The sequence below is a fragment of the Achromobacter xylosoxidans genome, assembly GCF_001457475.1.
Classification (GTDB): Bacteria; Pseudomonadota; Gammaproteobacteria; order Burkholderiales; family Burkholderiaceae_B; genus Achromobacter; species Achromobacter xylosoxidans.
In genome coordinates this window covers 1,234,617-1,257,499 of record NZ_LN831029.1, presented here as the reverse complement: position 1 = coordinate 1,257,499, position 22,883 = coordinate 1,234,617, and the positions used below count along the sequence as shown (strand labels likewise).

The 22,883-nt window shown below is 62.7% G+C and carries 23 protein-coding genes; 11 read left to right on the top strand and 12 right to left on the bottom strand.

What is annotated here, in order from left to right:
* Nucleotides 1-35 precede the first annotated feature (35 nt).
* The 5 genes from AT699_RS05845 (at nucleotide 36) to AT699_RS05825 (ending at nucleotide 7,340) form a co-directional block, all read left to right on the top strand.
* Nucleotides 36-1,760 carry an ABC transporter ATP-binding protein gene (locus tag AT699_RS05845; RefSeq protein ID WP_058207567.1) on the top strand — a complete coding sequence of 575 codons (1,725 nt, stop codon included), beginning with the start codon at nucleotides 36-38 and terminating at the stop codon, nucleotides 1,758-1,760.
* Complete coding sequence (locus AT699_RS05840; protein WP_024067963.1) at nucleotides 1,757-3,538, top strand: ABC transporter ATP-binding protein; 1,782 nt, start codon at nucleotides 1,757-1,759, stop codon at nucleotides 3,536-3,538. The genes AT699_RS05845 and AT699_RS05840 overlap by 4 nt, the downstream gene beginning before the upstream one ends.
* A 180-nt stretch (nucleotides 3,539-3,718) precedes the next feature.
* Entirely contained in the window at nucleotides 3,719-5,824 is a 2,106-nt protein-coding gene (locus AT699_RS32430; RefSeq protein WP_058207243.1) for a TonB-dependent receptor, read from the top strand.
* A 43-nt stretch (nucleotides 5,825-5,867) separates the two neighbouring features.
* Entirely contained in the window at nucleotides 5,868-6,059 is a 192-nt protein-coding gene (locus AT699_RS05830; protein WP_058207242.1) for a hypothetical protein, read from the top strand.
* Between the two features lie 60 nt (nucleotides 6,060-6,119).
* Nucleotides 6,120-7,340, top strand: coding sequence for an MFS transporter (locus AT699_RS05825; RefSeq protein WP_081247759.1), 1,221 nt, complete (start codon nucleotides 6,120-6,122; stop codon nucleotides 7,338-7,340).
* 161 nt (nucleotides 7,341-7,501) lie between these two features.
* Here AT699_RS05825 and AT699_RS05820 read toward each other — a convergent pair whose 3' ends face one another.
* The 3 genes from AT699_RS05820 to AT699_RS05810 form a co-directional block, all read right to left on the bottom strand.
* A complete protein-coding gene (locus AT699_RS05820; RefSeq protein WP_024067960.1) occupies nucleotides 7,502-8,254 on the bottom strand; it encodes an SDR family NAD(P)-dependent oxidoreductase in 753 nt (250 codons plus the stop codon).
* A gap of 116 nt (nucleotides 8,255-8,370) precedes the next feature.
* A complete protein-coding gene (locus AT699_RS05815) occupies nucleotides 8,371-8,745 on the bottom strand; it encodes a DsrE family protein (RefSeq protein WP_024067959.1) in 375 nt (124 codons plus the stop codon).
* 14 nt (nucleotides 8,746-8,759) lie between these two features.
* Nucleotides 8,760-9,113: a carboxymuconolactone decarboxylase family protein gene (locus AT699_RS05810; RefSeq protein WP_058207241.1), complete on the bottom strand. Its 354-nt coding sequence runs from the start codon at nucleotides 9,111-9,113 to the stop codon at nucleotides 8,760-8,762.
* A gap of 170 nt (nucleotides 9,114-9,283) precedes the next feature.
* On the opposite strand from AT699_RS05810, the gene AT699_RS05805 reads away from it, so the two are divergent.
* From AT699_RS05805 to AT699_RS05795, 3 genes are all read left to right on the top strand, one after another.
* Entirely contained in the window at nucleotides 9,284-9,595 is a 312-nt protein-coding gene (locus tag AT699_RS05805) for an ArsR/SmtB family transcription factor (protein WP_024067957.1), read from the top strand.
* Nucleotides 9,596-9,620: 25 nt separating this feature from the next.
* Entirely contained in the window at nucleotides 9,621-10,148 is a 528-nt protein-coding gene (locus AT699_RS05800) for a rhodanese family protein (protein WP_058207240.1), read from the top strand.
* Nucleotides 10,149-10,363: 215 nt separating this feature from the next.
* Complete coding sequence (locus AT699_RS05795; protein WP_155523063.1) at nucleotides 10,364-10,789, top strand: hypothetical protein; 426 nt, start codon at nucleotides 10,364-10,366, stop codon at nucleotides 10,787-10,789.
* Here the strand turns inward: AT699_RS05795 and mobH are convergent.
* On the bottom strand, nucleotides 10,771-12,579 hold the full coding sequence (gene mobH, locus AT699_RS05790; protein WP_058207238.1) for a MobH family relaxase: 1,809 nt from the start codon (nucleotides 12,577-12,579) through the stop codon (nucleotides 10,771-10,773). The two genes, AT699_RS05795 and mobH, sit on opposite strands and share 19 nt — an antisense overlap.
* A gap of 308 nt (nucleotides 12,580-12,887) precedes the next feature.
* Between mobH and AT699_RS05785 the strand changes: the two genes are divergently transcribed.
* Genes AT699_RS05785 through AT699_RS05775 form a run of 3 tightly spaced genes read left to right on the top strand, consistent with a single transcriptional unit; the run spans nucleotide 12,888 to nucleotide 14,055 of the window.
* Entirely contained in the window at nucleotides 12,888-13,205 is a 318-nt protein-coding gene (locus tag AT699_RS05785; protein ID WP_024067954.1) for a type II toxin-antitoxin system PrlF family antitoxin, read from the top strand.
* A complete protein-coding gene (locus AT699_RS05780; RefSeq protein WP_024067953.1) occupies nucleotides 13,205-13,663 on the top strand; it encodes a type II toxin-antitoxin system YhaV family toxin in 459 nt (152 codons plus the stop codon). The genes AT699_RS05785 and AT699_RS05780 overlap by 1 nt, the downstream gene beginning before the upstream one ends.
* A 26-nt stretch (nucleotides 13,664-13,689) precedes the next feature.
* A complete protein-coding gene (locus tag AT699_RS05775; RefSeq protein WP_024067952.1) occupies nucleotides 13,690-14,055 on the top strand; it encodes a DUF3742 family protein in 366 nt (121 codons plus the stop codon).
* A gap of 11 nt (nucleotides 14,056-14,066) precedes the next feature.
* Here the strand turns inward: AT699_RS05775 and AT699_RS05770 are convergent, their stop codons facing one another.
* From AT699_RS05770 to AT699_RS32465, 8 genes are all read right to left on the bottom strand, one after another.
* Nucleotides 14,067-15,587 carry a conjugal transfer protein TraG N-terminal domain-containing protein gene (locus AT699_RS05770; protein ID WP_024067951.1) on the bottom strand — a complete coding sequence of 507 codons (1,521 nt, stop codon included), beginning with the start codon at nucleotides 15,585-15,587 and terminating at the stop codon, nucleotides 14,067-14,069.
* 13 nt (nucleotides 15,588-15,600) lie between these two features.
* Complete coding sequence (locus AT699_RS05765; protein ID WP_024067950.1) at nucleotides 15,601-15,951, bottom strand: hypothetical protein; 351 nt, start codon at nucleotides 15,949-15,951, stop codon at nucleotides 15,601-15,603.
* A complete protein-coding gene (locus tag AT699_RS05760; RefSeq protein WP_232254295.1) occupies nucleotides 15,948-17,339 on the bottom strand; it encodes an integrating conjugative element protein in 1,392 nt (463 codons plus the stop codon). Before AT699_RS05760 ends, AT699_RS05765 begins: the two co-directional genes overlap by 4 nt.
* Before the next feature lie 13 nt (nucleotides 17,340-17,352).
* Nucleotides 17,353-18,288 (bottom strand): TIGR03756 family integrating conjugative element protein, encoded by a 936-nt coding sequence (locus AT699_RS05755; RefSeq protein WP_024067948.1) that lies wholly within the window; start codon nucleotides 18,286-18,288, stop codon nucleotides 17,353-17,355.
* Nucleotides 18,285-18,716, bottom strand: a complete 432-nt coding sequence (locus AT699_RS05750) for a TIGR03757 family integrating conjugative element protein (RefSeq protein ID WP_024067947.1) — start codon at nucleotides 18,714-18,716, stop codon at nucleotides 18,285-18,287. The genes AT699_RS05755 and AT699_RS05750 overlap by 4 nt, the downstream gene beginning before the upstream one ends.
* 192 nt (nucleotides 18,717-18,908) lie before the next feature.
* Nucleotides 18,909-20,144, bottom strand: coding sequence for a PepSY-associated TM helix domain-containing protein (locus AT699_RS05745; protein ID WP_024067946.1), 1,236 nt, complete (start codon nucleotides 20,142-20,144; stop codon nucleotides 18,909-18,911).
* A 1-nt stretch (nucleotide 20,145) separates the two neighbouring features.
* Complete coding sequence (locus AT699_RS05740) at nucleotides 20,146-22,296, bottom strand: TonB-dependent receptor (protein WP_024067945.1); 2,151 nt, start codon at nucleotides 22,294-22,296, stop codon at nucleotides 20,146-20,148.
* 189 nt (nucleotides 22,297-22,485) lie between these two features.
* On the bottom strand, nucleotides 22,486-22,878 hold the full coding sequence (locus AT699_RS32465) for a DUF2946 domain-containing protein (RefSeq protein WP_081247757.1): 393 nt from the start codon (nucleotides 22,876-22,878) through the stop codon (nucleotides 22,486-22,488).
* Between the last annotated feature and the right edge of the window lie 5 nt (nucleotides 22,879-22,883).

Below are 22,883 nucleotides of genomic sequence, written 5' to 3'. Positions count from 1 at the left end.
ACAAGACGCGGTCCGCGCCCGGCGTCTGGTCCATCATGCGGCCCGTGCAGGGCCAGATCCGCTTTGCCATGGGGTTGGCCGGCCTGGCGGCCGCCAGCGCCCTGGGCGCGCTGTGCGCCTTGGCCTGGGCCGTGCATGCGCTGCTGGCCGCTCCGAGCCCGTGGCCCTGGCCGCCACTGCTGCTAGCGGCGGGGCTGACCGTGCTGGCCTTTGTGTTGCGTCTCAATGCGTTCAACCAGTCGCACTATGCGGCCTTTCGCCTGGAGACGCGGCTGCGCACCGATCTGTCCGAGCACCTGGCGCGGCTGCCGCTGGGCTATGTGCAGCAGAGCGGCGCCGGTGCGCTGACCAAGGTGATGATGGACGACGTGAAGGCGCTGCACGTGTTCGTGGCCGACAGCACGCCTTTGTACGCGCGGGCCTATGTGTCGCCGGTGCTCACCTTCGTGCTGCTGTGGTGGCTGGACTGGCGCCTGGCGCTGGTGGCCACGGCGGTGCTGGCGCTCGGCATGGCGGTGGTGTCGCTGGCCATGCGCGGCAGCGGCGAGATGATGCAGCGCTACCACGCCGCGGGCGAGAACGTGAGCAAGGCGGTCGTCGAGTACGTGCAGGCGATGCCGGTGGTGCGTACCTTCGATACCGGCACGACCACATTCCAGCGCTACCAGCGTGCCCTCGATGCCTTCATGGAGGTGGTGTTGCAGTGGTACCGCATGGCCGGGTTTTCCTCGCGCCTGTCGGTGGCGATCCTCAATCCGCTGCCGACGCTCGCGGTGCTGGTGTGGCTGGGCGGCTGGCTGATCAGCCATGACACGCTGGATGTCGCCGCCTGGCTGGCCGTGCTGCTGGTGGGCACCGGCATGGCTGAATCGCTGCTGCCGTTGATGTCGCTCAAACATCTGGTGGCCAAGACGCAGATGAGCATCCACCGCATCCAGGAGGTGATGGCCGAGCCGGAGCTGCGAGTCCCCCAGGCGGAACGGGCCAGGACACCGATGGACGGCTCGGTGCGTTTCGAGCGGGTGGATTTTCGCTACACCGGCGATGGGCCTTTGGTGTTGCAGGACGTGAGCTTCGACGTGCCGCAAGGGACGGTGGCGGCGCTGGTGGGCCCTTCCGGCGCGGGCAAGACCACGGTGGCCAGGCTGATACCGCGCTTCTGGGATGTCAGCGCGGGCTGCGTCAAGGTCGGCGGCGTGGATGTGCGCGAGATGCAGCCCGACGTGCTGATGCAGCACGTTGCGTTCGTGTTCCAGGACACCTTTCTGTTTGCCGACACCATCGCCAACAACATCCGCCTGGGGCTGGAGGGCGCGACGATGGACGAGGTGATGGCCGCCGCGCGCGCCGCCCAGGCGCACGCGTTCATCGAAGGCCTGCCGCAGGGCTACGACACGCCGGTGGGCGAACGGGGCGTGTTCCTCTCCGGCGGACAGCGCCAGCGCATCACCATCGCCCGCGCCATCCTGCAGAACCGGCCCATCCTGGTGCTGGACGAAGCCACGGCCTTCGCCGACCCGGAGAACGAGGCCGCGCTGGTGGCGGCACTTTCCAACCTGATGCGGGGCAAGACGGTGCTGATGGTGGCGCATCGGCTCTCCACCATCCGCGATGCGGACCAGATTCTGGTGTTCGACCAGGGGCGGCTGGCCGAGCGCGGCACGCATGATGCGCTGGTCGCGCAAAGCGGCGTGTATGCGCGGCTGTGGAACAACTATGAGCAGGCGCAGGACTGGGCCTTGATGGGAGCACGGGCATGAGCATTGCAGATCCCAGCCAGCGGATAACGCCCCTGCGCGAGACGTGGCGGCAATTGATGACCAGCGCCCGCAGCCGCGCGCCCAGGCTGCGCGCCAGCCTGATCGGCCTGGGCCTGGCCGCCATTGCGCAGGGGGTGGCGCTGGCGTGCCTGATGCCGCTCTTTCAGGCATTGATACCGAGCGCCAGTTGGCAGGCGGCGCTGCCCTGGCTGCTGGCGATGACGGGGCTGATGCTGGCCAGCACGGTCATCCGCTGGTGGGCGCAGGGCTTCGACTATCGCGGCGACATGGTGCGCAACACGCATGAGCTGCGTTCCGAGCTGGGCGCGCAGTTGCGCCGCATTCCGCTGGAGGTGCTGCAGGACAAGCGCGCCGGTGGGGTCAACGCGACCTTGCTGGGGAACGTGGACGAGACGCTCAGCTACATCCTGACGATCGCCAACATGATGGCCACCGCCTTGCTGACGCCGCTGACGGTGGCGCTGGCGGCGCTGTGGTTCGACTGGCGCATGGGGCTCGTCCTGCTGCTGGTGTTCCCGCTGCTGATTCCCCTGTACCGCTGGCGGCGCCCGGCCTACGGACGCGGCATGCGCATGCTGGCCGACGCCCACGAGCGCACCAGTGCGGATATCCTCGAATACGCCCAGGGTCTGCCGGTGCTGCGCGCGACCTGCCGCACCGGGGAAAAGGCGCAGCGCCTGCATGACAGCTTCGTGTACCTGGAAAAAATCCAGACCATCGGCCAGCAAAAAGGGGCCAAGCCTAACCTGATCCTGGCGACGGTGATGGAGCTGGCGATCCTGCTGGTGGTGTTCCTGGGTGCTTGGTTCGTCGTACAGGGCTCCCTGGATATCGCCGTACTGGCGGCGCTGATGGTGATCGCCGTGCGCTTTGCCGAACCGCTGGCAACCTTCGTGCTGTACGCCAAGGTGATTGACCTGATCGAGGCGGCGCTGGGCAAAATCGATGCCCTGCTCGGCATTGCCCCGTTGCCACGGCAAACGCCTTCGCAGGTGCCTGAATGGTTTGACGTCGCCATCGAGGGCGTGCGCTTTGCCTATGCCTCATCGAGCGAACCGATCTTGCGCGATCTGTGCGCCCGGTTGCCCGAACGCAGCCTGACGGCGCTGGTCGGCCCATCGGGATCCGGCAAGACCACGGTGACACGCCTGCTGATGCGCCATGCCGACCCCCAGGCCGGACGCATCACTATTGGCGGCGTGGACATCCGCGCCATCGCGCCGGAGACGCTCAACAGCCTGATCTCGGTGGTGTTCCAGGACGTGTACCTGTTCGACGACAGCATCCTGGCCAACATCCGCATGGCCCGGCCAGATGCGAGCGACGAAGAGGTCGAAGCCGCCGCCCGCGCCGCACATTGCCACGAGTTCATCACCCGGCTGCCCGAGGGCTACCAGACGCGGGTGGGCGACATCGGCGGCCGGCTTTCGGGCGGCGAGCGCCAGCGCATCAGCATCGCCCGTGCCATGCTCAAGAACGCGCCCATCGTCGTCCTCGACGAGCCGACCGCGGCGCTCGACACCGAAAGCGAAGTGGCCGTGCAGCGCGCCATCGACGCCCTGGTGCGCGAGCGCACGGTGATCGTGATCGCGCACCGGCTGTCCACCATTGCCGCCGCCGACCAGATTCTGGTGATCGACGACGGCCGCGTGGTCGAAGCCGGCAGGCATGCCGAGCTGCTGGCCGGCAATGGCCGCTATGCGCGGATGTGGCAGGCCCAGCAGAGCGTCAAGCACTGGCGTGTGGGGGAAGCATGATGAATCGAGCGCACTCGGGCCATTGGACGAAGCCCCTGCCGTTCTCGCCGATGCACGAGCATGTGTTCATCGGGGCCGACCACCGGCGCAATGAACGCCGGATCTGGTGGGTCATCGCGCCACCAATGGTTGTTTGCAGCAGCACCTGTCGTTCCAGAGAATAAGGAGAAATCTTTCATCATGCGTTTTCAACTCCGCGCCCTCAGCATTGCGCTGATTTCCGTGCATGCCATGTCATGGATGCATGACGCCGGTGCACAAAGTTCGCCGCGCGCCGACGATGAACCCGCCGTTCTGCCCCCTGTGGTCGTCACGGCTAGCAAGCGCGGCGAAACCCTGGAACGGCTCAATGGCTCCGCCAGCGTGGCCGACCGCACGTCGCTGGATGATGCCCAGGTGACTTCGACCCTGGAACTGGATCGCGTTTTCCCCGAGTTGTACACGTCGTACAGCGCGACCTTCCTGTTCCCGATCATCACGCTGCGCGGCGTGACGTCGGCGCAGGATTTCTACAACCCGGCGCTGACCGTCTATGTGGATGGCGTACCGCAGTTGCCGACCTTTGCCGCCCAGTCCCTGTTGGGCGTCGAGCAGGTGGAATTGCTCAAGGGGCCGCAAGGCACGCTGTACGGCAAGAGTGCCCAGGGCGGCGTGCTCAACATCGTGACGCACAAGCCGGACAACACGCCGCAGTTTGCCGCCCGTGCCGGCGTATCGAGCCGCGATGGCTATCAGTTGCAGGCCGAAGGCTCCGGGCCGCTGGTCAAGGATTTGCTGTACGGCTCGGTATCCCTGTTGGGCAATGACGTCAACGGAGATATCCGCAGCGATGTCATTGGTAGCGACCGGCTGGGGGGCGTGCGTTCGCGGGCCGGCAACGTCAAGTTGCGCCTGGCACCAATGGGCAGCCCCTGGGAGATGGGACTGAGCGCAGGCCGCGATTGCGCCAAGGGAGACCAGGAGGTCTATACCCTGTTTGACGATTACAAATCCCGCAAGGCGTATGTTTCGCCGAATCTGCCCGAGGCCTACCGGGATTTCTACCAGAAGCGGTGCGCGAACAGCTTTGCCCTCAACGGCCAATATGATTTTGGCCTCTGGCGCCTGAATGTCATCGCCAGCAGTCAACGAGTCCATACCGCACGTCATTGGCCGTTGGATGCATATTTCCCGCAGTTTGGGGAGCACTGGAAACAGAACACCCAGGAGGTGCGCCTGTCGACGCGACCGAGCGAGGCGGGGGAGGCGTCTTCCCGTGCCTGGGATGCGGTGTTCGGTCTATACCGGCAGGAAGTGGACATGTCGCGCAGCTACCAGTTCGACATGGTGCTTCCCAGTCTTTATCGCGTAACGGACTCTTCCTCCAGCAACCGTAGCGAGTCGCTGGCGGCCTATGGCGACGTGACCTGGCATCTGACGCCCAAGGCGGATCTGACGGCCGGCCTGCGCTTCAGCCGCGACGAGGCCAGAACGCATTTCCAAGGCAACATGATGGGCAGCGCCTTCCAGGGGCGGGCATCGGCCAACCAGACGACCTGGCTGGGCCATCTTGCGGCAGGCTACCAGTTCGCTCCCAGTTGGCGTGGCTACGTCAATGTGGCCCAGGGCTACAAGCCGCTGGGGTACAACCTGGCACCGTCGAGCGTGGATGACGCCGAGGGCTATGGCCGGGAGCGCTCGATCAGCTACGAGGCCGGGCTGCGGTACTCTGGCCGCGACCTGCGCGCCAGCCTTGCCCTCTACCGCGTGGACAGCAAGGATGTGCAGCTCTATGGCGATGGCGATATGGGCAACCAGACGCTGCGCAACGTGGGCGACACCCGCTCCGTGGGCATGGAGTTCAATACCGAGTGGGATGTCACTCGACAATGGACGCTGAGCGCCGGGGGCTTCATCAATGACGCGACCTTCCGCCGCTTCGAGGATTCCAGCGCCTGCACCGGCTGCAACCACAATGATGTGCCGATGGCTCCGCGCTACGGGCTGACGCTTGCGGCCAAAGGCAATGTGCGTGTGGCCGATACCGTGCTAAGACCCCAGTTGAGCGTGCGTCGTGTCGGCTCGCATTATTTCGACAGCGCCAACACGCTGCGCCAGGGGGCTTATACGCTGGTGGATGCCGGTCTGGGATGGAATCCGACCAGCAATCTGGAATTGATGCTCTATGTCCAGAATCTGACGGATGAGGACTATCGAACCTACGGATTTTCCTATGGCGCTACGGGCAACTTCGCCCAAGTGGCACCCGGCCGCACGGTCGGCTTGACCGCGACCTACTTGTACTGAAACCGGGCGTACGCGCGACAGCTTAGATGACGGAAATCACAGTATGAACACCTTTGAGGCGATCAGGGACGACCAATGCCCTGACATCCAACAACGTCAGCCGACAGCACGAAAAGACGACGCCAGGAAGTGGAAGCGGCGTTTGGCCAAGGCTCTGCACATCATGTCGATCTGCATTGCTGGTGGGGGTTTCCCTTGCGCTGACGATTGTATTGACTTTGCTGGCAATGACTGAGCCCATGGTTTGACCTCAGAGGGACCTTCGCCATGCCCACGGCACAGTGGATAAAACGAAATGACTGAAGACCATACGATATCGGCCGCAGAGAGTGAAGCATTCACAAGCGGAGCCCGGCTCGACATCAGGCCGCTGATGGCAGCCTACATGACCTGCACCATGGCGATGATGGCGTTTGTGTCGCTGATCGGGCCGATCGCGCGATCACTGCATTTGGCACCCTGGCAGGCTGGCGCAGTGGTCACCGTGGGCGGCGTGCTATGGATGTTGTTTTCGCGCCCCTGGGGCGCACTGAGTGATCGGCGTGGGCGTCGAATGGTACTTCTGATGGGCGTGGGCGGATTCATGCTCGCCTATTGGGCCATGTGCGCTTTGCTGATCGTATCGTTGCAGGAACTGCCCGCGGCAGGACTGGTTTTTGCCGGCCTACTCATCACCCGTGGGGCAGTCGGTGGATTCTTTGCCGCAATTCCGGCGGTCAGCCAGGCGCTGGTGGCCGATCACGTGCCACCTGATCAGCGTGCTGGCACCATGGCATCGCTCGGTGCGGCCAACGGCGTCGGTCTGGTTGTCGGGCCCGCCGTCGCGGCCGCACTGGCCCAGTATGGTTTGGGGTTGCCGCTCTATGTAACAGCCCTGCTGCCTTTTTTGGCATTTGTCATTCTGTGGCGCCTGCTGCCGCGTAACGAGCAGAAAGTCGGCGCGGCTTCCACCGCCCTTCGCCTGAGCGATCCGCGGCTGCGTCGGCCGATGATCGTTGCCTTTGCTGCCATGTTCAGTGTCGCCATTGGCCAGATCACAGTGGGATTCTTCGCCATCGACCGACTGCAACTGGAGCCTGCACCCGCTGCTCGGGCCGCGGGTTTGGCGTTGACGTTGGTTGGCGTTGGCCTGATCGCCGCCCAGTTGATCGTGCGTAAGCTGCACTGGACGCCGCAACGCCTGATCCGTGTCGGTGCCTTGGTCAGTGCGGTCGGCTTCGGTGCAGTGGCTCTGGTGTCGACGCAATGGGCATTGATGGTATGTTTCTTCTTTGCCGCTGCGGGGATGGGCTGGGTATTCCCGGCCTTCTCGGCGATGGCCGCAAATGCTGTAGAGCCACAGGAGCAAGGTGCGGCAGCAGGATCGGTCGGCGCTGCCCAGGGCTTGGGCATCGTGCTCGGGCCGTTGGCGGGCAGTCTGTTGTACGAGCTTGGTCCTGGCATTCCCTATGCGCTGGTGGGCGTGCTGTTGGCGTTTGTCGCGCTGTGGACGTCGCAGAGTGCCCCACGGAACTGATGCCGTTGAATACCAACGATCGGTCTATCCATGCTTGGGTGCACGGGGCGTAGCCCGCAAGGACTACGCCCCGCCTGGGGTTGCCCTTTCAAGGCGTGGGCAAGGGAACAACACTCTCCAGCCCGAGATCGTGCACTACGATTTGAGCGCCCACAAAGCCATTACTGCGCTGTATAGCCGCCATCGACGGTATATTGCGATCCCGTCACAAAAGCCGCCTCATCGGAAAGCAGGAAAGCCACGACATTGGCTACATCTTCCGACGTACCAAGACGCCCGATGGGGTGCAGCGCAACGAGCGAGTTGTATTCCTCGCGGCTGAGTTCGTTAAGCAACGGCGTATCAATATAGCCAGGATGCACGGAGTTGATGCGAACGCCCTGAGCGGAATACTGCAGCGCTGCACTTTTGGTCAAACCCGATACCGCGTGCTTCGCCGTCACATACGGCACATAGCCTGGCGTACCCACGAGGCCCAAGATGGAAGATGTATTGACGATGGCCCCGCCACCAGCAGCAAGAATTGCGGGAATCTCGTACTTCATACCGTAAAAGACCGCATCAAGGTTGATATCGATTAGTTTCTTGTAAGCCTCGATATCCACTTCGTGCAGCGGCCCTTGCGGCCCGATGATCCCCGCATTGTTGAACGCCAGATGCAAGGCCCCGAATTTTTCGATGGCGAAAGCCACAGCGGCCTCATTCACCGCGGGTAACGTGAAGTCCCCCCCGAACGCGACTGCCTTGCCGCCCGCCCCAGTAATTTCGTCCACCACCGCCAGAGCGGCTTGCTCGTGCAGGTCAGCGACGACAACCGCCGCGCCTTCGGTGGCTAGCTTGACGGCTGCCGCCTTCCCGATGCCAGAGGCCGCGCCGGTGAGCAGTGCTGTTTTTCCTTCGAATCGATTCGACATGAGTACTCTCCTTTCTGCGTGATAAATAGGTGTGTGCGAAACAGGTGTTCATCGTTGCGCGTCGTTCCCGCGTCGCCAGTCCCTTTGGCATTGGGCGTCAATTGATCCCGCCTGCGCTAAGCAACTTGTAGCGTTCCCGTGGCCCCCATCAGCAAGTCGACCACGTTCGACGCGGTAATGATTTCGAAGCGCGTATCCATCTGCTCGGCGCTCAGGCCGTTGTGCAACATGCACGATTTGCAGATGGCCACGCGGCCACCAGCGTCGAGGTACTGGCGCAGCAGGTCGATAGCTGGCTCGAATGGCTGGCCGATGTTGATGTTGTCGGCAGCGCCGGGCAAGCCCAGTGCTACACCTTCTGCCATCAGGATCAGGCAGGCCGTGTGCCCTTTGAGTTGAGCATTCAGTGCCATGGTCAGGGCAACGGTCACTTTGTCAGGGTTGCTCTGGCCATGGAACAGCGTAGACACGAAATCAGCGGTCGGTATCATGTTGGCATTCCTGTTCATGCAGGTACGGATGGGGTGAACTCGTTGAACGCGGCCACTGCATTGGCCGCATACATGGCCACGGGGCCTCCCCCCATGTAGATAGCCACAGCCAGCGCTTCATGCACTTCCTCGGTGGTGGCACCCAGGCGAGCCAGGGCCTTGGTGTGGAAGCCGATGCAGCCGTCGCAGCGCGCGGCCACACCGACGGCGAGGGCAATCAGTTCCTTGGTCTTGGCATCGATGGCGCCTTCGGCCATAGCAGCCTTGCCTAGATCGCGAAAACCCTGCATCACCCCCGGCTGGGTCTTGTGCAGATGGGCGAGGTTGCCAGAGATGTCCTGTGTGAGTTCTTTGTATCGCTTCGTCATGAGAAAGGTCCTGGTTGATGATGAGCGTGCTGGGGCTAGGGCTGTGGGGTGGGTAAGGAAGTACGCCAAAGGATACTCAGCCCCTGCGCTTGCTTATTGATTTAGAATATTCTAAATTAGTATTTTCTAAAATACAACCAACTCTGACTCTGATAGAACCCTCTGAGAGCATGGACAAAAGCAAATCTGATCTAGAGATCTTGCAGGACAGCGCGGTGCAGGCCGCTGCCCTACTTCAAGCCGTGGGCAACCCGCATCGGTTGCTGGTGCTGTGCCTGCTGATGGCCGAAGATGAAATGACTGTCGGAGCACTCAACGGGATGGTGACCCTAAGCCCATCGGCGCTGTCGCAACACTTGGCCAAGATGCGCGAGGAGGGGTTGATAACCTATCGGCGCGAGTCGCAGACACTGTACTACCGCATCGACGATCCCAGAGTGGCCAAACTGATCGGCACACTCAAGGACATCTTCTGCCCCTGAGTTCTTGACTTCGACGGGATTTATCATGGCATTGATATCTGTATCTCCTCATACCACCCGCCAACTCATCGACCAAGGTGCGGTGTTGGTGGACATCCGCAATGACGATGAGCATGCCCGTGAGCACATTGCACAAGCTCGCCATATGCCGTTGGATCAACTGACTCGGGACGCAACACAGATAGTGGCGACAAGCACCGTCATCTTCTATTGCCGCTCCGGCACCCGCACGCAGATGAATGCGCAGTCCTTGGGAGCCTGCGTGGTTGGTGATGCCTACTTGCTTGAGGGTGGGTTGGACGCATGGAAGCGCGCTGGCTTGCCCGTGGCAACTAGTGCGCGTCAGCCGCTAGAGTTGCAACGCCAAGTGCAGATCGCAGCCGGTTCGCTAACGTTGCTGGGCATTATGCTGGGTATCTCAGTATCGCCGTGGTTCTATGCGCTGCCCGCGTTTGTTGGCGCGGGACTGATATTCGCGGGCGTGTCGGGCTTTTGTGGGCTGGCACGCCTGCTGATGAAGGCACCCTGGAACCGCAGGGCCATTGCGGGCTGAGCTATTTGCTTGACAACGGGAGGAATCTTCCCGGCCTTCTCGGAGTTGGCTGCCAATGCGGTGCAACCGTACGAACAGGGCGCGGCCGCTGGGTCGGAGGGCTGCTGGTGCCGGCTTCGCTGTGGACGTCGGGCAGCTACCTGCGCAGACGACTCCGTGGAATACTGGCAGCCAGCCTGACGTCAGCGTGCCGCACCCATATCCCATGAATTGAGATGTCAACAGAAGATCAGAAGCCATTGACGATGGCCAGCCGGCCACAGAAAAGCCTCGAATGGCTTGATCGGGCTTGGAGTGCAAATTGGGCCTTGAGGCTCGTTTGTGTCGTATTGTTTCTGGATATGGCGATGATGCTGCGTACAGATCGAGGGCTGTGGCAATGGTCTCCTGGCGACATGACGTTACTGAGCGATGTCGGCTGGATGGCGTTCGTCATCGTCATTTTCAGCCTGGCTGTCGCCATTGTCATTCCCGCTGTACTGATCGTGTTTCGTCAGATTGGCGCGTATCTGGTGTATTGGCTTTTGTCGCTTGTCCCAGTTGAGTGGTCCCGTCAGCCTCCCTACCAGCGTTCGCTGGGGTATGTGCTTGCGCATGCCATGCGAAATGGTGAGCAGTTTCTTTACACCAGACGCAGATAGGGGTTGTTCGGCGGAACTTCATCAAACAGGCAATCCGGCTCCTTGATCAAGTAGCCATGCAGTCGCCTGGTCTTGCGTGGCCCGGTGACTTCGCAAGTCCAGATGTTCAGGCCGTTGGCCTGCTTGCGATGCAGTTGCAGCTTCTCGAAACGCTTCTGCACCCATTGCCAGTCGGCGATGTTCTCTTGCCTGGCCAGTGCTGCGATGTGCGGGTGCTCCTGCACGTAGCGCTGGAACACGCCAGGGCTGACGAGATAGACGGTGCCATCGACGGTATGCACCAGCGCCTTCGCGTCGTTGATGATCAGCCGGCGGGCGCTTACGCCTGTCCGCAACCATGCCATGAACTGCGCGCCGAAGGACCTTTCGCCGGACGCCGTGTCCGGTGTCGGCTCGGTGGCCTGTCCGGACGTGCTCGCCTGCTGCGGGGGCGAGGCTTTGGCTGCTGTGTGCGTGGCGCTGGCCGGCAATTCGCTGGCCAACGCAGCGTCGACACCAAACATCGAAAGCAGATCGGCAACGGGATCGTCCATCGCTGGTGAAGGCGTTTCAATGGTTGGCTGCGCTGCGATGGCCGCAAATGCCGGTGCGGGTGAAGACGTATCCTCATGCATGGTGCCGTGCACATCGTCAGCATGCGCGATATCTTCCACCGTCACCGTGCCGGCAAAGGGCGCGGGACGCTCTCCGGCCTCCCAGATCAGCGCGGGCGATAGCTTCAGCATTGTGAAGCTGTGGGACCACTCGCCGCTGGTCACCGTGGCACGCCAGATGGCTTTGCCGTCCGGGGTCGGCTGTGCGATAGCGTGGTCTTGCAGTACGTCAAATACCGCCGTGTTGCTGGAGGGGATTCCCTCCATTCCTTGCGACAACAAGTGCGCGCGCAACTTATCGGAGCATGTCTTGCTCACCAGCCACAAGGCGTCCTGGGTCAGCCATCCGTCCGACGCCTGGGGCTGATTCAGCTTTAACTCCTCTTTCAGCAGATAGCGCAGTCCATCCACCAGCTTGCGCTGGAGCGCATTCTTCGGCGCCGCCATGGCGCGCGATGGATCGCCGCCGAGCTCCTGGGCCACGGAAGCCCGGTCGGCTTGCACGACAAGTTCGCCCAGCACGCCCGCATGCTCGTACTGTCCGGCCAGGACATAGAGCAGTGGTGCCCACAGGGACGGATAACCGCTGAGCCAGTCCAGGACTTCGCGATCGAGCAGTTGCCGGTAGAGCAAACCTGTCGCGGCGCTGTGCAGGCGGTACTCGCGATCGTCGCGGTAGCGCAAGCGGTACGGCTGGCGCAGCGGGCCGTGCCAGGGGTGCCAGATCGAGCCGTCAACCAGTTCGACGTGCAGATCGACTACGAGCTTGCCGATGTCGTGCAGCAAGGCCGCGTAGGCGACGGCGGCGGTCCAGGCTTCGGACTGCGCCGCCTGATCCTCGGGGCTGGCGCCGATGGGCAACAGATGGGACTGCCGCAGCTTGAGCGCATAGGCGACGATTTCCAGGCCGTGGTCGAGCATGCCGCCTGGGTAGGCATGGTGATGCGCCTCGGAGGCTGGGAAGACCTGGACCAGCTCGGCGTAGCGCTCCAGCGGTGCGCGGTAAAGGGTGGCGAATTGCCGGCGCGAGAGCGATGTGCGCTGCCAGATGTGTTCCAGCAGCTTCTGTCGGCGTGGTGTCGCCAAGAGCGACGCGGCCGACTGCGGCAGTGTCAACCCTTTCGGGAGATTGATGGTCGGTGCTGGCACCGGAGCGGCAGTGGCCGGGGGCCGCTTTCGCTGGAACAGGGAGAGCATGCGGGTGTCCTGGTGACGGGCCGGCCGGGAGGCCTTTTGGCCTTTTCGGGTAGGGCCTTTCCCCTTGCGCCCCGTTCCCTTGCCATTTCAGCCCTTTGACCGTTACAGCCTTTGGATATAGAGCGGCGAGCATTGATCGTCCACAACCAATACGGGGTTCAACAAGGCCGGATTGATGCGGGAAGGCTCACTGTTGCCGTCCTACGATGGAGGTGCATGGTTGAACGCTGAAGAGCCCAACGAAACCTCATATTGACGAAGTAAGGAACTTTCCTTACAATGCGGACATTGCTATCAGGAGAGCCGCCATGCCTGCCATTCACGAAGTTGCCACGCTGACATCCAAGGGGCAGATCACGCTCCCCAAGTCCATCCGCCAGGCGCTCGGTGTCGATGCCGGCGGCAAAGTCGCATTTGACCTACGTGACGGCGAAGTCGTCGTGACCCGCGCCGACGCCGAGCACGAGGACCCCGCCATTAGCGCGTTCCTGAGTCTGCTGGCCCGTGATATCGAAGCTGGCCGAAACGTCCATGGCCTGCCCGAGGATCTGGCTCGCGCCATGCTGGAACAAGCGGGTCACGGCGTGAAGCTGGACGAGGAAATCGACGGGGAAGTGGCGCTCTGATGCAACGGCATGGCTGGACGTTGCTATTCCATGACTGCGTGATCGAGCAGTTGCAAAAGCTCCATGCAGCGGCGCGGCGCGCGCAGGAGAATGATCCGAAGGGCTTCGAGTCCAACGCCAACGTCGAGCTCTTCCGGACCTTGAGCCAGTTGATGCTGGATGTGGTACCGGGTGATCCGGCACGCGACGAATACCGCCAGGGCAATACCTTGGGACCGGCCCACCGCCACTGGCGTCGGGCCAAGATCGGAAGGCGATTCCGGCTGTTCTTCCGGTACGACTCTAAGGCGAAGGTCATCGTGTACGCCTGGGTCAACGACGAGCAGACATTGCGGTCGTCGGGTAGCAGGTCAGACCCCTACGCCGTTTTTGAGAAGATGTTGGGGCGGGGGAATCCGCCGGACGACTGGAACGCATTGGTACTGGCCAGCAAGCAGGATTGGAGCAAACTGGAATAGCTATCCCCATGTAGCAGGAGACGAACATGAGCACGACAACCCGCGCCAGCACCGCAGAACGCATCGGCCGCAGCTTCGGCCGTGGATGGCGCGCCTATGTACGCGGCGAGCGACGGTTGTCGAGCTGGTTCACCTCCAAGGGGATGCCGATGGCGGGCGTCGCTGTGCTGTTGTGGGTGGTCAAGCTCGTTGCGCTGGGATTGCTCTTCTATGCTGCCTTCTGGTTCGCAGTCGTGTTGCTGGGCGTGGCGGCGGCGGGGTGGGCTACTGCTGCCAATACCTCGGATGAGGAAGAGTGGCCTTTCACAGACCTCACCGAACTGCGTAAGACACCGGGCTACGATCCCAATTTGTACAACGACACGTCGCACGAGTTGTACACCGACGACTGATCGCATCCTCTCTATTTCAGCTTTCCTCCTGTGAGTGCCCCGGCGCCCTTGCCACCTGCTTGACCGGCGCTCTTGCTGCCGTCAGAAAGTCCCTGGATGGCATGTCCGGCCCGAATTCCAACCCAGGTGAGGCTCGCCAGCCAGAATCCCGGCAGAACCAGGAACATCGTCCCCATGACGAAGTTCAGCAGCATATCGCCGAACGCATTGTTCAATCCCACCAGCGGATCGAAATTGCTGTGCGGCCGGTTCCAGCCCCAGCCCCACCCATAGAGCGCATCGAGGATAGTGCTGTCGATCCAGCGTGCGAGCTGGAACCAGAAGTCCACGAAGAACAGCGCGAACTGCACGACGCTGACCGTAATGACCATCTTCAGGTCATAGGTGCCAATGACCAGCACGAGCGGGATGCAGATGACCAGCGCCATCTTGAGCAAGGCGAGCACCATGGGCAGCGCCTGGCGCACGACGTCCATGGCAGGGAATGCCGCGATTCCCCCGACTGCCATTCCTACGTCGCCGGCCGCGCGCGTGATGACGTTCGGCAAGGTCTTGTCGATCTGGCCACCGTAGTCCGTATAGACACTGCCCTGATTCAGCTTCTGCTGTCTCGGTGAAGCGATGGTGCGGATCACGGAGTCGTCCACCTCGGCGCGGCTCAGGAACCCGGCCCAGCCTGCCACCCGCGTGAGTAGATTTGGGGCCACTTGGCTGAGCAGTCGCGCGCGCAAGCCATTGCTGCCGTCGGCCCACCATTGCCTGCAGGTCGGATAGCCACCGCCGCTGGACACTTGGGCCAGCCCTGCATCACGGTTGCTGTCGTAGGGCCAGTCATCGCGTGGCGTGCTCGACCGATAGTTGTCGTAGTAGCCAGCGGTGTCCGTGAAAAAGCGCGAGCCGATCCAGGTGACATCGTGCATCTGCGCCTCATCAAGGTTCGGGCGCTGCATGAACAGCTTGGCGCGGGCCGGCCCGTAGCAGTCATGCGAGAAGTCCGCGACCTCTTGAGCCAACACCGGGTCGTCAATGCGCGTGGCGTCGATCTCCATGCGCATCTGCCGTAAATCAGTGCCGCAAGGGATAGCCGCCACGGAAGCGCCCGTAACCGCGCGCGAGAGCGTGTGCATGAAGGCCCACCACACCGGCAGCTTGGCGCTCTGGTTGTTGAGCGTCGAGAAGGACTGCGACCAGCCCGTGTCGGTCGGCTGCGGCACGTTGACCTGGCACTGGGCCGAGCGCGAGCTGTCGTATTGGATGGTATTGAGATCCACGTCGATGAACGGGATGCCAGCGAACATCACCACAACGATAGCCACCCATACGCGGTTCTCGATGCGCGCAGATGACAACACGCCTTTGTTGCCTTCATCGGCGCCCTCTGCGCGCGCCTTGAGCCATTCCTGGATGATGATCGCCACGAAGGGAATGGCGAATACACCGGTGGAGACGAGGACGGCCCAAATGCCGTTATGAATGACCCAACTCAGCAGCGTCAGGTAAAACTCCAGGTAGTCCGTGGTGAACAGCGTCATGATCCTGCCCTCGCTATGTCGCCTGCGCGAGTAGGCTGGCTTCAAGCGCAACGATCGCCACCACACCTGCAATTTCGGCACGGATCAGGCGGTGCTTTGCTTGCGTGCCGGGTTCGCGCACCAGTAACCGACGACGCATCCACACCCACCCGTAGGCCGTCGCTGCATACAGAAACAGGTGCCACAACAGGAAGTAGCCGGAGGCGTCCGCCAGCCACTGTTCCCAGCCGACAATGCCGCCAAGAAACCAGTTGCCCGCGACGTTGGCGGCGATGGCCGCAGACAAGACCAGTGCCACCCAGAGCAGCACCTTGGCCACGCGCCGGTTGAAGAGCCAGCGCGGGCGCATCCAGGCCGCACTCATGGCTGACCTCCTGGACTGCCCTTCTGCAACTGATCAAGGCGGTCAGGCACCGGATCGCCCTCATAGATGCCGCGCGAGCCCGCCGCCCGTGTGCCATGGCGCTGGATGATGGCCATCGGTGAATTGCTGGCCAACTCGCGGCGCAACTCTAATTCCGTCTTCAAATTGCGGATCTCATGATCGAGCGTATCGCTTTCGTGATTCACGGCCTCGACGGCCAGTTGATTGGCCGCCACGTTCGGCTCCTTGCGCCCTGTCAGCAAGGTCCGCTGAAGCAGCAGTGCCTTTTCCAGCACCGAGGCCAGCGCCACCTCCGAGGCCAGGCGCTGTGCCAGGATGTTCTGATCAGGCTCGTCGCGCAGCACTTCGATGACGCCGCGCGTGATCGGCAGCGAGGTACTGCCGGCTTCGCGCAGATTCTCGAAGGTCGTGTTGCGCGCGCCGCTGACCAACTCCTGCAGCACTTGCAGCTTGGTGTCGTATTCTTTCTGGATCAGTGGCGTGAGCCCCACACCCGGGACCGTCTCGGTCTTCGTGCAGGCGTCGCAGGTACGCTGTTCCTGTTCGCCCAGCACGCGGGTGGCCCAGTCGATGGCCTGCTGCGGTGATGACCAGGTCTGGCAGGACAGGCTTTGGCAGCTTGCCGGGTCGATCGAAGAGGTGCCGGATACGCCGCGGCCGTTGACAAGGTTGTAACCCGCACGGGTGACGTCACTGACCACCTTGATTGATGGTTGGCCGGCACCGCCAGCATTACTGCTGCCGACCCAGGGCACCCCGGCATTGCCGCGGTCCGCTTCGGCTTGCTCGATGGCCGACACCGCGTCGGTGCTCGACACGGCTTGGCGCAAAGCCATGCCTTCGGAGAGCTGATTCCAGCCAAGCTGGCCGCCGGCCGCGTCCGCCATCCTCTCAGCCATTGCACGGCAAGTGAGCTTCGAACGATCGAAATCGAGCCGGGCCTGCAACACCCCGTTCGTAAGCAGGTTATACAAACCGGGGTCGGCGCACTGGATGATCAGCGCGGGCAGCGATGCAACCGCACTCGTCGCGCTTTGGATGACCGACGACATGATGTTCTGGAACCCGTTCGTCAGCCCGTTGAGCTGGTTCTGGATCGTGGTGGAAATCGACATGTCGCCACAGATCAGGTTGCTGTTCCAGCCGACTCCAACGCCAATCGAGCGCATGCCGGCGGCACCGCTCATCGAGACCGCGTTGCCGCCGCCGATCGAGTACATGACCTCGTCGCCAATCACACCGCCGCTGGTCTGGAAACCGCTCTGGGACCATGCCCAGCCACTGGCTAGCGCAAGCGTGCCAGCCACGGCAACGGTACGCCAGGAACGATCCGTGAGCCTGAAATGGGTAGAGCCGTCGGGACGCATCATGGTAGTGCCCTCAGTTGAAATCCACGCTGCACAGGAAGGTCTGCCCACGGCGCTGGCAGCAGTTGTACGGGCGCCACAAAGTCCAGGCGTAGTCGCCTCGCTGGGCTTGAGTCAGGACACCGTTATGCGGAAATACCGCGCACGAGGACGACAGTCGCGGCGTCAGCTCTTGCCACTTGCCAGTGGACGCATCGCTCTCCACCAACGCCCCAGCCGGCCAATATCCCGGTCGCGAACTGGCCAGCAGCGGCTGATAGACGTGCAGTTGGCCGCGCCGTGTGACGATGTCACCAGCACGCTGGGAGACCACGGCTCCGGCCTTGTGGTCATCGGCTTGGTGCAGAAATCCACCCCTGGGATACACGTTGCCCCACAGGTTCAAGGTGCTGCGCGCGCCGATTTCGCGCATGCCCGGGATCAACGACTCCGGGTATACCGCTTCGGGTACGTTGTAGCGCCAGCCCACCGTGTCCAGGGTGCTCAGCAGATACGGCATGAAGGCGGTGCCTGCCCCCTCGCAGCTATAGCCGAAGCCCGCGGCGAACTGGGCGAACACCTCGGCGGCGAGGTGGCCGATGGCGTCGGCATTCTTGAACTTCGCCAGGTTGTTCTCGTGGCCCTCGTTAGTGGTGCCATCTCCACCGGCCTGCGCGGTGGGATTGGGCAGGCTCATCGCGCGCACCTCGATCCACGGGTTCTCGCTGATGTTGCTGTACGAGGACACGACCGCATCGGGCACGTAGTGCCGCACCTTGATCGGCGTGCGCACGGTGCAGCCGCCCCAGGTGCAGTACAGCCAGTAGCAGATCCCCGTCACCCGATACTCCAGGCAGTCAGGCGACAGCGCGGACGCGACGATGGTGGCGGTGTTGAGGGCGAACGACGATGTCGCGGTGACCAACAGAATGGCGGCGAGACCGATGCGCCGACGGCGGAGGCGTTTCATGGTTTGGCCCTCCGGTGCGCCTCGATCAGTGCGACCGATCGGACGACATCAGGCTCGCCATAAACCACATAGCTTTGATCCACGATCACGGCTGGAATCTTGGTGATCCCCAGGCTCCAGGCGTCGGCGACGCCCTGATAGGTCGCGCCGATCTGGCGCTGCAACTCAACATCGCCGTGCGTCAGGCGTTGCTGAACGAGCGCGGTGGCCCGTGCTGGATCCGCCGGGAGGTCTGCGGAGAGTTCCGCTTCGATGTGCGTGGCAGCGTCCAGCAGGATCTGCCGATCCGCAGTGCCGGTAACGGGATGGGCCTGATCGATGATGACCCAGGTTTGTGCCTGCAAGGCGCCGACAGAGAAAAGCGCTGTGGTGACTCCTGCCACGAGGCACAGCCGCTTGGTGCAAGCCAGCGAGAAATAGTGATGCATGCCGTACCCCTAAGTTCAAGATAGGGGTAGTGCAACCGATGCCGCCTTACACCGCGACAAAGAATAGGAAACGCGGCATACCCGTTTTCAAGTCGCCGCTTGTGGAGAAGTCCAGTACGAGGATGTCACCTGAGAGCGACGCGCAACGGGTACGCCGCTCGTCTCATCCCAGATCCCGCACCTATCTACCGATCACTCCTGTTTGACCCCATGACCTGGGCGCCCGCGTCTGGCACCACGCTTGCGCATCCAGATGATGCACCCCGTCACCGACAGCATTACCACAATGATGCCCAGTGCCGCGACGGCAAACCTCCATGGCCATCCCCAGACGTCTGCCACATGCAGGGCATAGAGCCAGTGCGTGACCGTCTCGCCTGCCTGGCTCCCGGTTGGCAATCGAAGCTTGACCAAATCTCCGGTGACCGCATTGAAGTACAAATCGGTCGCGCCACGGCGCTCCAACACGTCGCGCTCGGAGCGGGTGCGATACAGCCATATCGCGTCATCCGGAAGGAAGCGCAGCATGACCTCCCTGTCAACGGCGAAACCTTGCCGTGTGGCCTGTTCGGCCATCAGAGCACGCGCCCGGGCCAGTGCCTGCGGCCATGACGCGGGGGCACTCAGGCCCGTGTTGGTTTCCATGTGAGATATGGCCACCGCTGCGGGAGCCTGGTAACCGCTCAGCGCGCGCATCACCGGCTCATAGACCGACGGCAGGTTGAACGACACGCTGGACCAGGCAAACACCAGCAGCACTGCCCAGCACCACAGGCTGAAAGCCCGGTGCAGATCGAACAGCCGCCGTGTGCCGGAGGCCGGATGCCTGATCTGCCATGCGGGCGCCCACCGTGACCAAAAGCCTTTGGCATGCTTGTGGGGACTTGTGCGTGGTGCGGGCATGGGCAGGGTCAGCAGCAGGCCGATGAAGCAATCCAGCGTCCAACCCAGCGCCACCAGGCCAAGCAGCATCAAACCGGGCTGTCCCACGGCCAGTTCATAGTGCAGCCGGTAGATGAACGGCAGCAGATTGACCCTTCCTTGCCGTATGTCGCCCCAGGTGCGCCTCCCCAATTCCTCGCCAGTCCAGGGATCGAGCAGGATGCTGTCGAAGGCGAGATCGGGCGGCATGCCGTCAGGCCAGGGGCGCACGCGGATTTCCGCCTGGCGGCCCTGGTTGCGCCAGGTCGCTTCCACCACCTGCGCCTCCGGCGCGAGGCGTTGCGCACGCGCGGCCAGCGCCGCCAGATCCAGGGGCGCCTGATCCGGCCTGGCCGGTGCCAGGAACTGCGGATTCACCCAGGCATCCAGTTCCTCATAGAAAGCCAGCACGCTGCCGGTCAGGCCGACCAGTACCAGGAAGGCCGCGCCGGCCAGGCCGAACCATCGGTGCAGTCGCAGGCATGCCCCTCGAACGTGTTTGAACATTTCAGAAACGCACCTGGGCCGACAGGAACACCTCACGCCCGCGCCCCACCAGCAGACCGCCTTGGTACAACGCGCTGGCATAGTAGTACTTGTTGGTCAGGTTCTTGCCGTGCAGGCGCAAGGTGGTGGGGACGCCACCGAGCCTGGTTTCGTAGCTGACGCCGGCATCCCACAACGTGTAGCCTGGAATGAAGCCGCTGTTCTGCGCATCCACCGGGCGGCTGCCGGTGTAGCTGAGGGTGCTGTCCACCGACAGGCCGGGAACGTCCGCGAAGGCATAGCGCACCCCCAACGTCCCTTTCCAGCGCGGCACCCCTTCGCTGCGTTTGCCGAGCACGCTCGTATCGGTCACGCCGCGCAGTTCGGTATCCAGATAGGCCAGATTTCCCAGCAGCGTCCATTGCTGGTCCAGCTTTGCCGTGCCCGTCGCTTCGATGCCTCGGTGGCGGTACTTCCCTCCACTGACGAAGTAGTTGTCCAGATTCACATAGTTGGCATCGCGCTCGATGTTGAAGGCCGCGATGCCCAGGTTCAACCAGGCGTTGATGTCCGCCTTCAGGCCGATTTCCACCTGTTCGGACGCGATGGCGTCCGACGGCTGGTTGGCGTTGTGGACATAGAACGGTGCGTACTCGCCTTTCTCGAAGCCGCGCGTATAGCTCAGGTAGGTCATCACGCTTTCGGCCGGCCGGTAGATCAGCGCGCCAGTCGGCACGAACACGTTCTTATCCTGCGGCAGCGCATCGGCCGAGAGCTGACGCGCACGGTACTGGATGTAGCGGCCACCGAGCAGCACCTGGAACTGGTCATTGAGCGTGATCAGATCGCTGGCGAAGACCGAGCTTTCCTTGACCGTGGTGTGGAACTCCACATCGTTCTCCGGGCCGAAATCCCAGCGTGGCGGCTGTACCGGGTTCAGGATGTTCCCCACCGATACGTCTCCCGGCGTCAGGGCACCGCCGCTTTTCACGAAATCCCAGTAAGGACTGCGATCCCTGAACTGCTTGTGGCTGGCGCCGAAGAATACGTCGTGCAGCATATCTCCCGCGAGGAATTGGCCTGCCAGGTAGCTTTGCAGCGACCAGGTGCTGAACACTTCGCCCCGGGAGACATAGTAGTCCGCATAGCCAATGTCGCCGTTGAGCTGGATGTCGAACAGGTCGTTGAAACCGCCATCGCGTTTGACGCGGGAGAAGTTGGCCTGCGTGACCGAGGTCCATCGGGGGCTGAGCGTGTATTCGAACTTGGCGTCGATGTTCTGTCCTTCGGTCTTGTGGCGAAACCACGAGGGTGCCAGGGCAGCACGCTGATCCACCCTGGGCGGCAGCACGTAGCTGGACGGATCCAGCGGATCGGCCCGTCCGCTCTGGTCGGCGCGCAGCAGCGGATCGGCCAGATTGGTCTTTGACGAGTAGTCAGCGCTCAGTTGCAGCAAGGCCCGGTCGCTGATCCGCAGATCCGCGCTCAGGCCGATGAACTTGCGCTCCAGGTCATAGGCATGGTCGAAGTCGCCGTTTTTCTCGTAACCGGCATTGAACCGCCAGCCAAGCTTTCCGTCGAAAGCCGAGTGGCTGGTGTCGATGGCGGCATAGCGGCCCTGCAAACTGGAGCCTTGCAGGCTCAGTTGCGTGAAGGGCTCGCGTGTCGGGCGCTTGGTGAGGTAATTGACGGTGCCCCCGGGCGAGTTGAAGCCATAGAGGAAACCGGATGGCCCCTTCAGCACATCGACGCGTTCGAACAGCTCCAGCGGCATATCATGGTGCGGCGCCAGCGACAGGCCGTCGCGCCGCACGGTGTTGAAGTTGTCCATGACAAAGCCGCGGATGCGGAAGTTGTCGAAGCTGCCGCCATAGGACGCGCCGGTGACGGAGGGGTCGTAGTCGAGCACATCCTGAACCGTACGAGCCGACGACTCCGAAATGGTTTGGGCCGAGTAGCTCTGGATGGACAGCGGGATATCCAGCGGATCCTTGGCGCCGAATGCGCCGGCATTGACTTCCAGCGCCCGGTTGAGCGGAGCCGTGATCGTCACGGTCTCCAACTCGACGATGGCTTCGTCATTGCCTGGTGTCGTCTGGGCGAATAAGGGATGGCTGAAGGCGGTGGCAACCGCGCAGGCCAGAATGCCTCTGGCCGGTATTTGGTTCGACATGGTTGTTCGTTCCTGAACGAAAGCACGGCGGCCATGCACCATGGGCGCAGGCAGACGTGCGTGACGTGGCCGCCCCGGCGTCCTGGCAATCGGGCAAGGCAAGGCCGTGCAGGCATCGCCTTGAGATCTGTGCGTCAAGCACACACAGACCGGCCAGGAACCGAATGAATCGGCCGCGAAATGGACGGTTCAGGAATGAACAGGAGGGCCGCGCGGCTGCGCGCCAAGCCACACGTGCGGCGTGTAGGCGACGAAAGAGAGGCTTGCAAAACACGGGGATTGCTGCGGCGCGGCCGGGATCTCGGGCGAGGCGGGCAACAGGGCCCAGCCCGCGCTGTGGCCGCAGCATAAGGGACAGTGGTGCGATGCATGGTCGCCGTGCGACTCGGGTGACTGCGAACAATCGCCATCGGCCATAAACACCATGGCCAGGCCGCCATCGTGACACAACTCGTACCAGCTTCCGTGGTGCGCAGCATGCCCAGGCAAGCCCAGCGCTGGCGCGAGCGAACCCAGCAGGATGGCGAGACACGCGATCCAGGCAACGATTCGCCCGGAGATGCCAGACTTTGCGGGGTCCATTTCAA

Excerpts from the sequence above, each read along its gene's own strand:
- AT699_RS05830 (WP_058207242.1), top strand. The coding sequence starts at position 5,868 with ATGAACACCTTTGAGGCGATCAGGGACGACCAATGCCCTGACATCCAA.
- AT699_RS05775 (WP_024067952.1), top strand. The coding sequence starts at position 13,690 with ATGAGCACGACAACCCGCGCCAGCACCGCAGAACGCATCGGCCGCAGC.
- AT699_RS32430 (WP_058207243.1), top strand. The coding sequence starts at position 3,719 with ATGCGTTTTCAACTCCGCGCCCTCAGCATTGCGCTGATTTCCGTGCAT.
- AT699_RS05780 (WP_024067953.1), top strand. The coding sequence starts at position 13,205 with ATGCAACGGCATGGCTGGACGTTGCTATTCCATGACTGCGTGATCGAG.
- AT699_RS32465 (WP_081247757.1), bottom strand. The coding sequence starts at position 22,878 with ATGGACCCCGCAAAGTCTGGCATCTCCGGGCGAATCGTTGCCTGGATC.
- AT699_RS05800 (WP_058207240.1), top strand. The coding sequence starts at position 9,621 with ATGGCATTGATATCTGTATCTCCTCATACCACCCGCCAACTCATCGAC.
- AT699_RS05845 (WP_058207567.1), top strand. The coding sequence starts at position 36 with ATGCGGCCCGTGCAGGGCCAGATCCGCTTTGCCATGGGGTTGGCCGGC.
- mobH (WP_058207238.1), bottom strand. The coding sequence starts at position 12,579 with ATGCTCTCCCTGTTCCAGCGAAAGCGGCCCCCGGCCACTGCCGCTCCG.
- AT699_RS05820 (WP_024067960.1), bottom strand. The coding sequence starts at position 8,254 with ATGTCGAATCGATTCGAAGGAAAAACAGCACTGCTCACCGGCGCGGCC.
- AT699_RS05815 (WP_024067959.1), bottom strand. The coding sequence starts at position 8,745 with ATGATACCGACCGCTGATTTCGTGTCTACGCTGTTCCATGGCCAGAGC.
- AT699_RS05785 (WP_024067954.1), top strand. The coding sequence starts at position 12,888 with ATGCCTGCCATTCACGAAGTTGCCACGCTGACATCCAAGGGGCAGATC.
- AT699_RS05760 (WP_232254295.1), bottom strand. The coding sequence starts at position 17,339 with ATGCGTCCCGACGGCTCTACCCATTTCAGGCTCACGGATCGTTCCTGG.
- AT699_RS05795 (WP_155523063.1), top strand. The coding sequence starts at position 10,364 with ATGTCAACAGAAGATCAGAAGCCATTGACGATGGCCAGCCGGCCACAG.
- AT699_RS05840 (WP_024067963.1), top strand. The coding sequence starts at position 1,757 with ATGAGCATTGCAGATCCCAGCCAGCGGATAACGCCCCTGCGCGAGACG.
- AT699_RS05755 (WP_024067948.1), bottom strand. The coding sequence starts at position 18,288 with ATGAAACGCCTCCGCCGTCGGCGCATCGGTCTCGCCGCCATTCTGTTG.
- AT699_RS05825 (WP_081247759.1), top strand. The coding sequence starts at position 6,120 with ATGACTGAAGACCATACGATATCGGCCGCAGAGAGTGAAGCATTCACA.
- AT699_RS05805 (WP_024067957.1), top strand. The coding sequence starts at position 9,284 with ATGGACAAAAGCAAATCTGATCTAGAGATCTTGCAGGACAGCGCGGTG.
- AT699_RS05770 (WP_024067951.1), bottom strand. The coding sequence starts at position 15,587 with ATGACGCTGTTCACCACGGACTACCTGGAGTTTTACCTGACGCTGCTG.
- AT699_RS05750 (WP_024067947.1), bottom strand. The coding sequence starts at position 18,716 with ATGCATCACTATTTCTCGCTGGCTTGCACCAAGCGGCTGTGCCTCGTG.
- AT699_RS05765 (WP_024067950.1), bottom strand. The coding sequence starts at position 15,951 with ATGAGTGCGGCCTGGATGCGCCCGCGCTGGCTCTTCAACCGGCGCGTG.
- AT699_RS05740 (WP_024067945.1), bottom strand. The coding sequence starts at position 22,296 with ATGTCGAACCAAATACCGGCCAGAGGCATTCTGGCCTGCGCGGTTGCC.
- AT699_RS05745 (WP_024067946.1), bottom strand. The coding sequence starts at position 20,144 with ATGTTCAAACACGTTCGAGGGGCATGCCTGCGACTGCACCGATGGTTC.
- AT699_RS05810 (WP_058207241.1), bottom strand. The coding sequence starts at position 9,113 with ATGACGAAGCGATACAAAGAACTCACACAGGACATCTCTGGCAACCTC.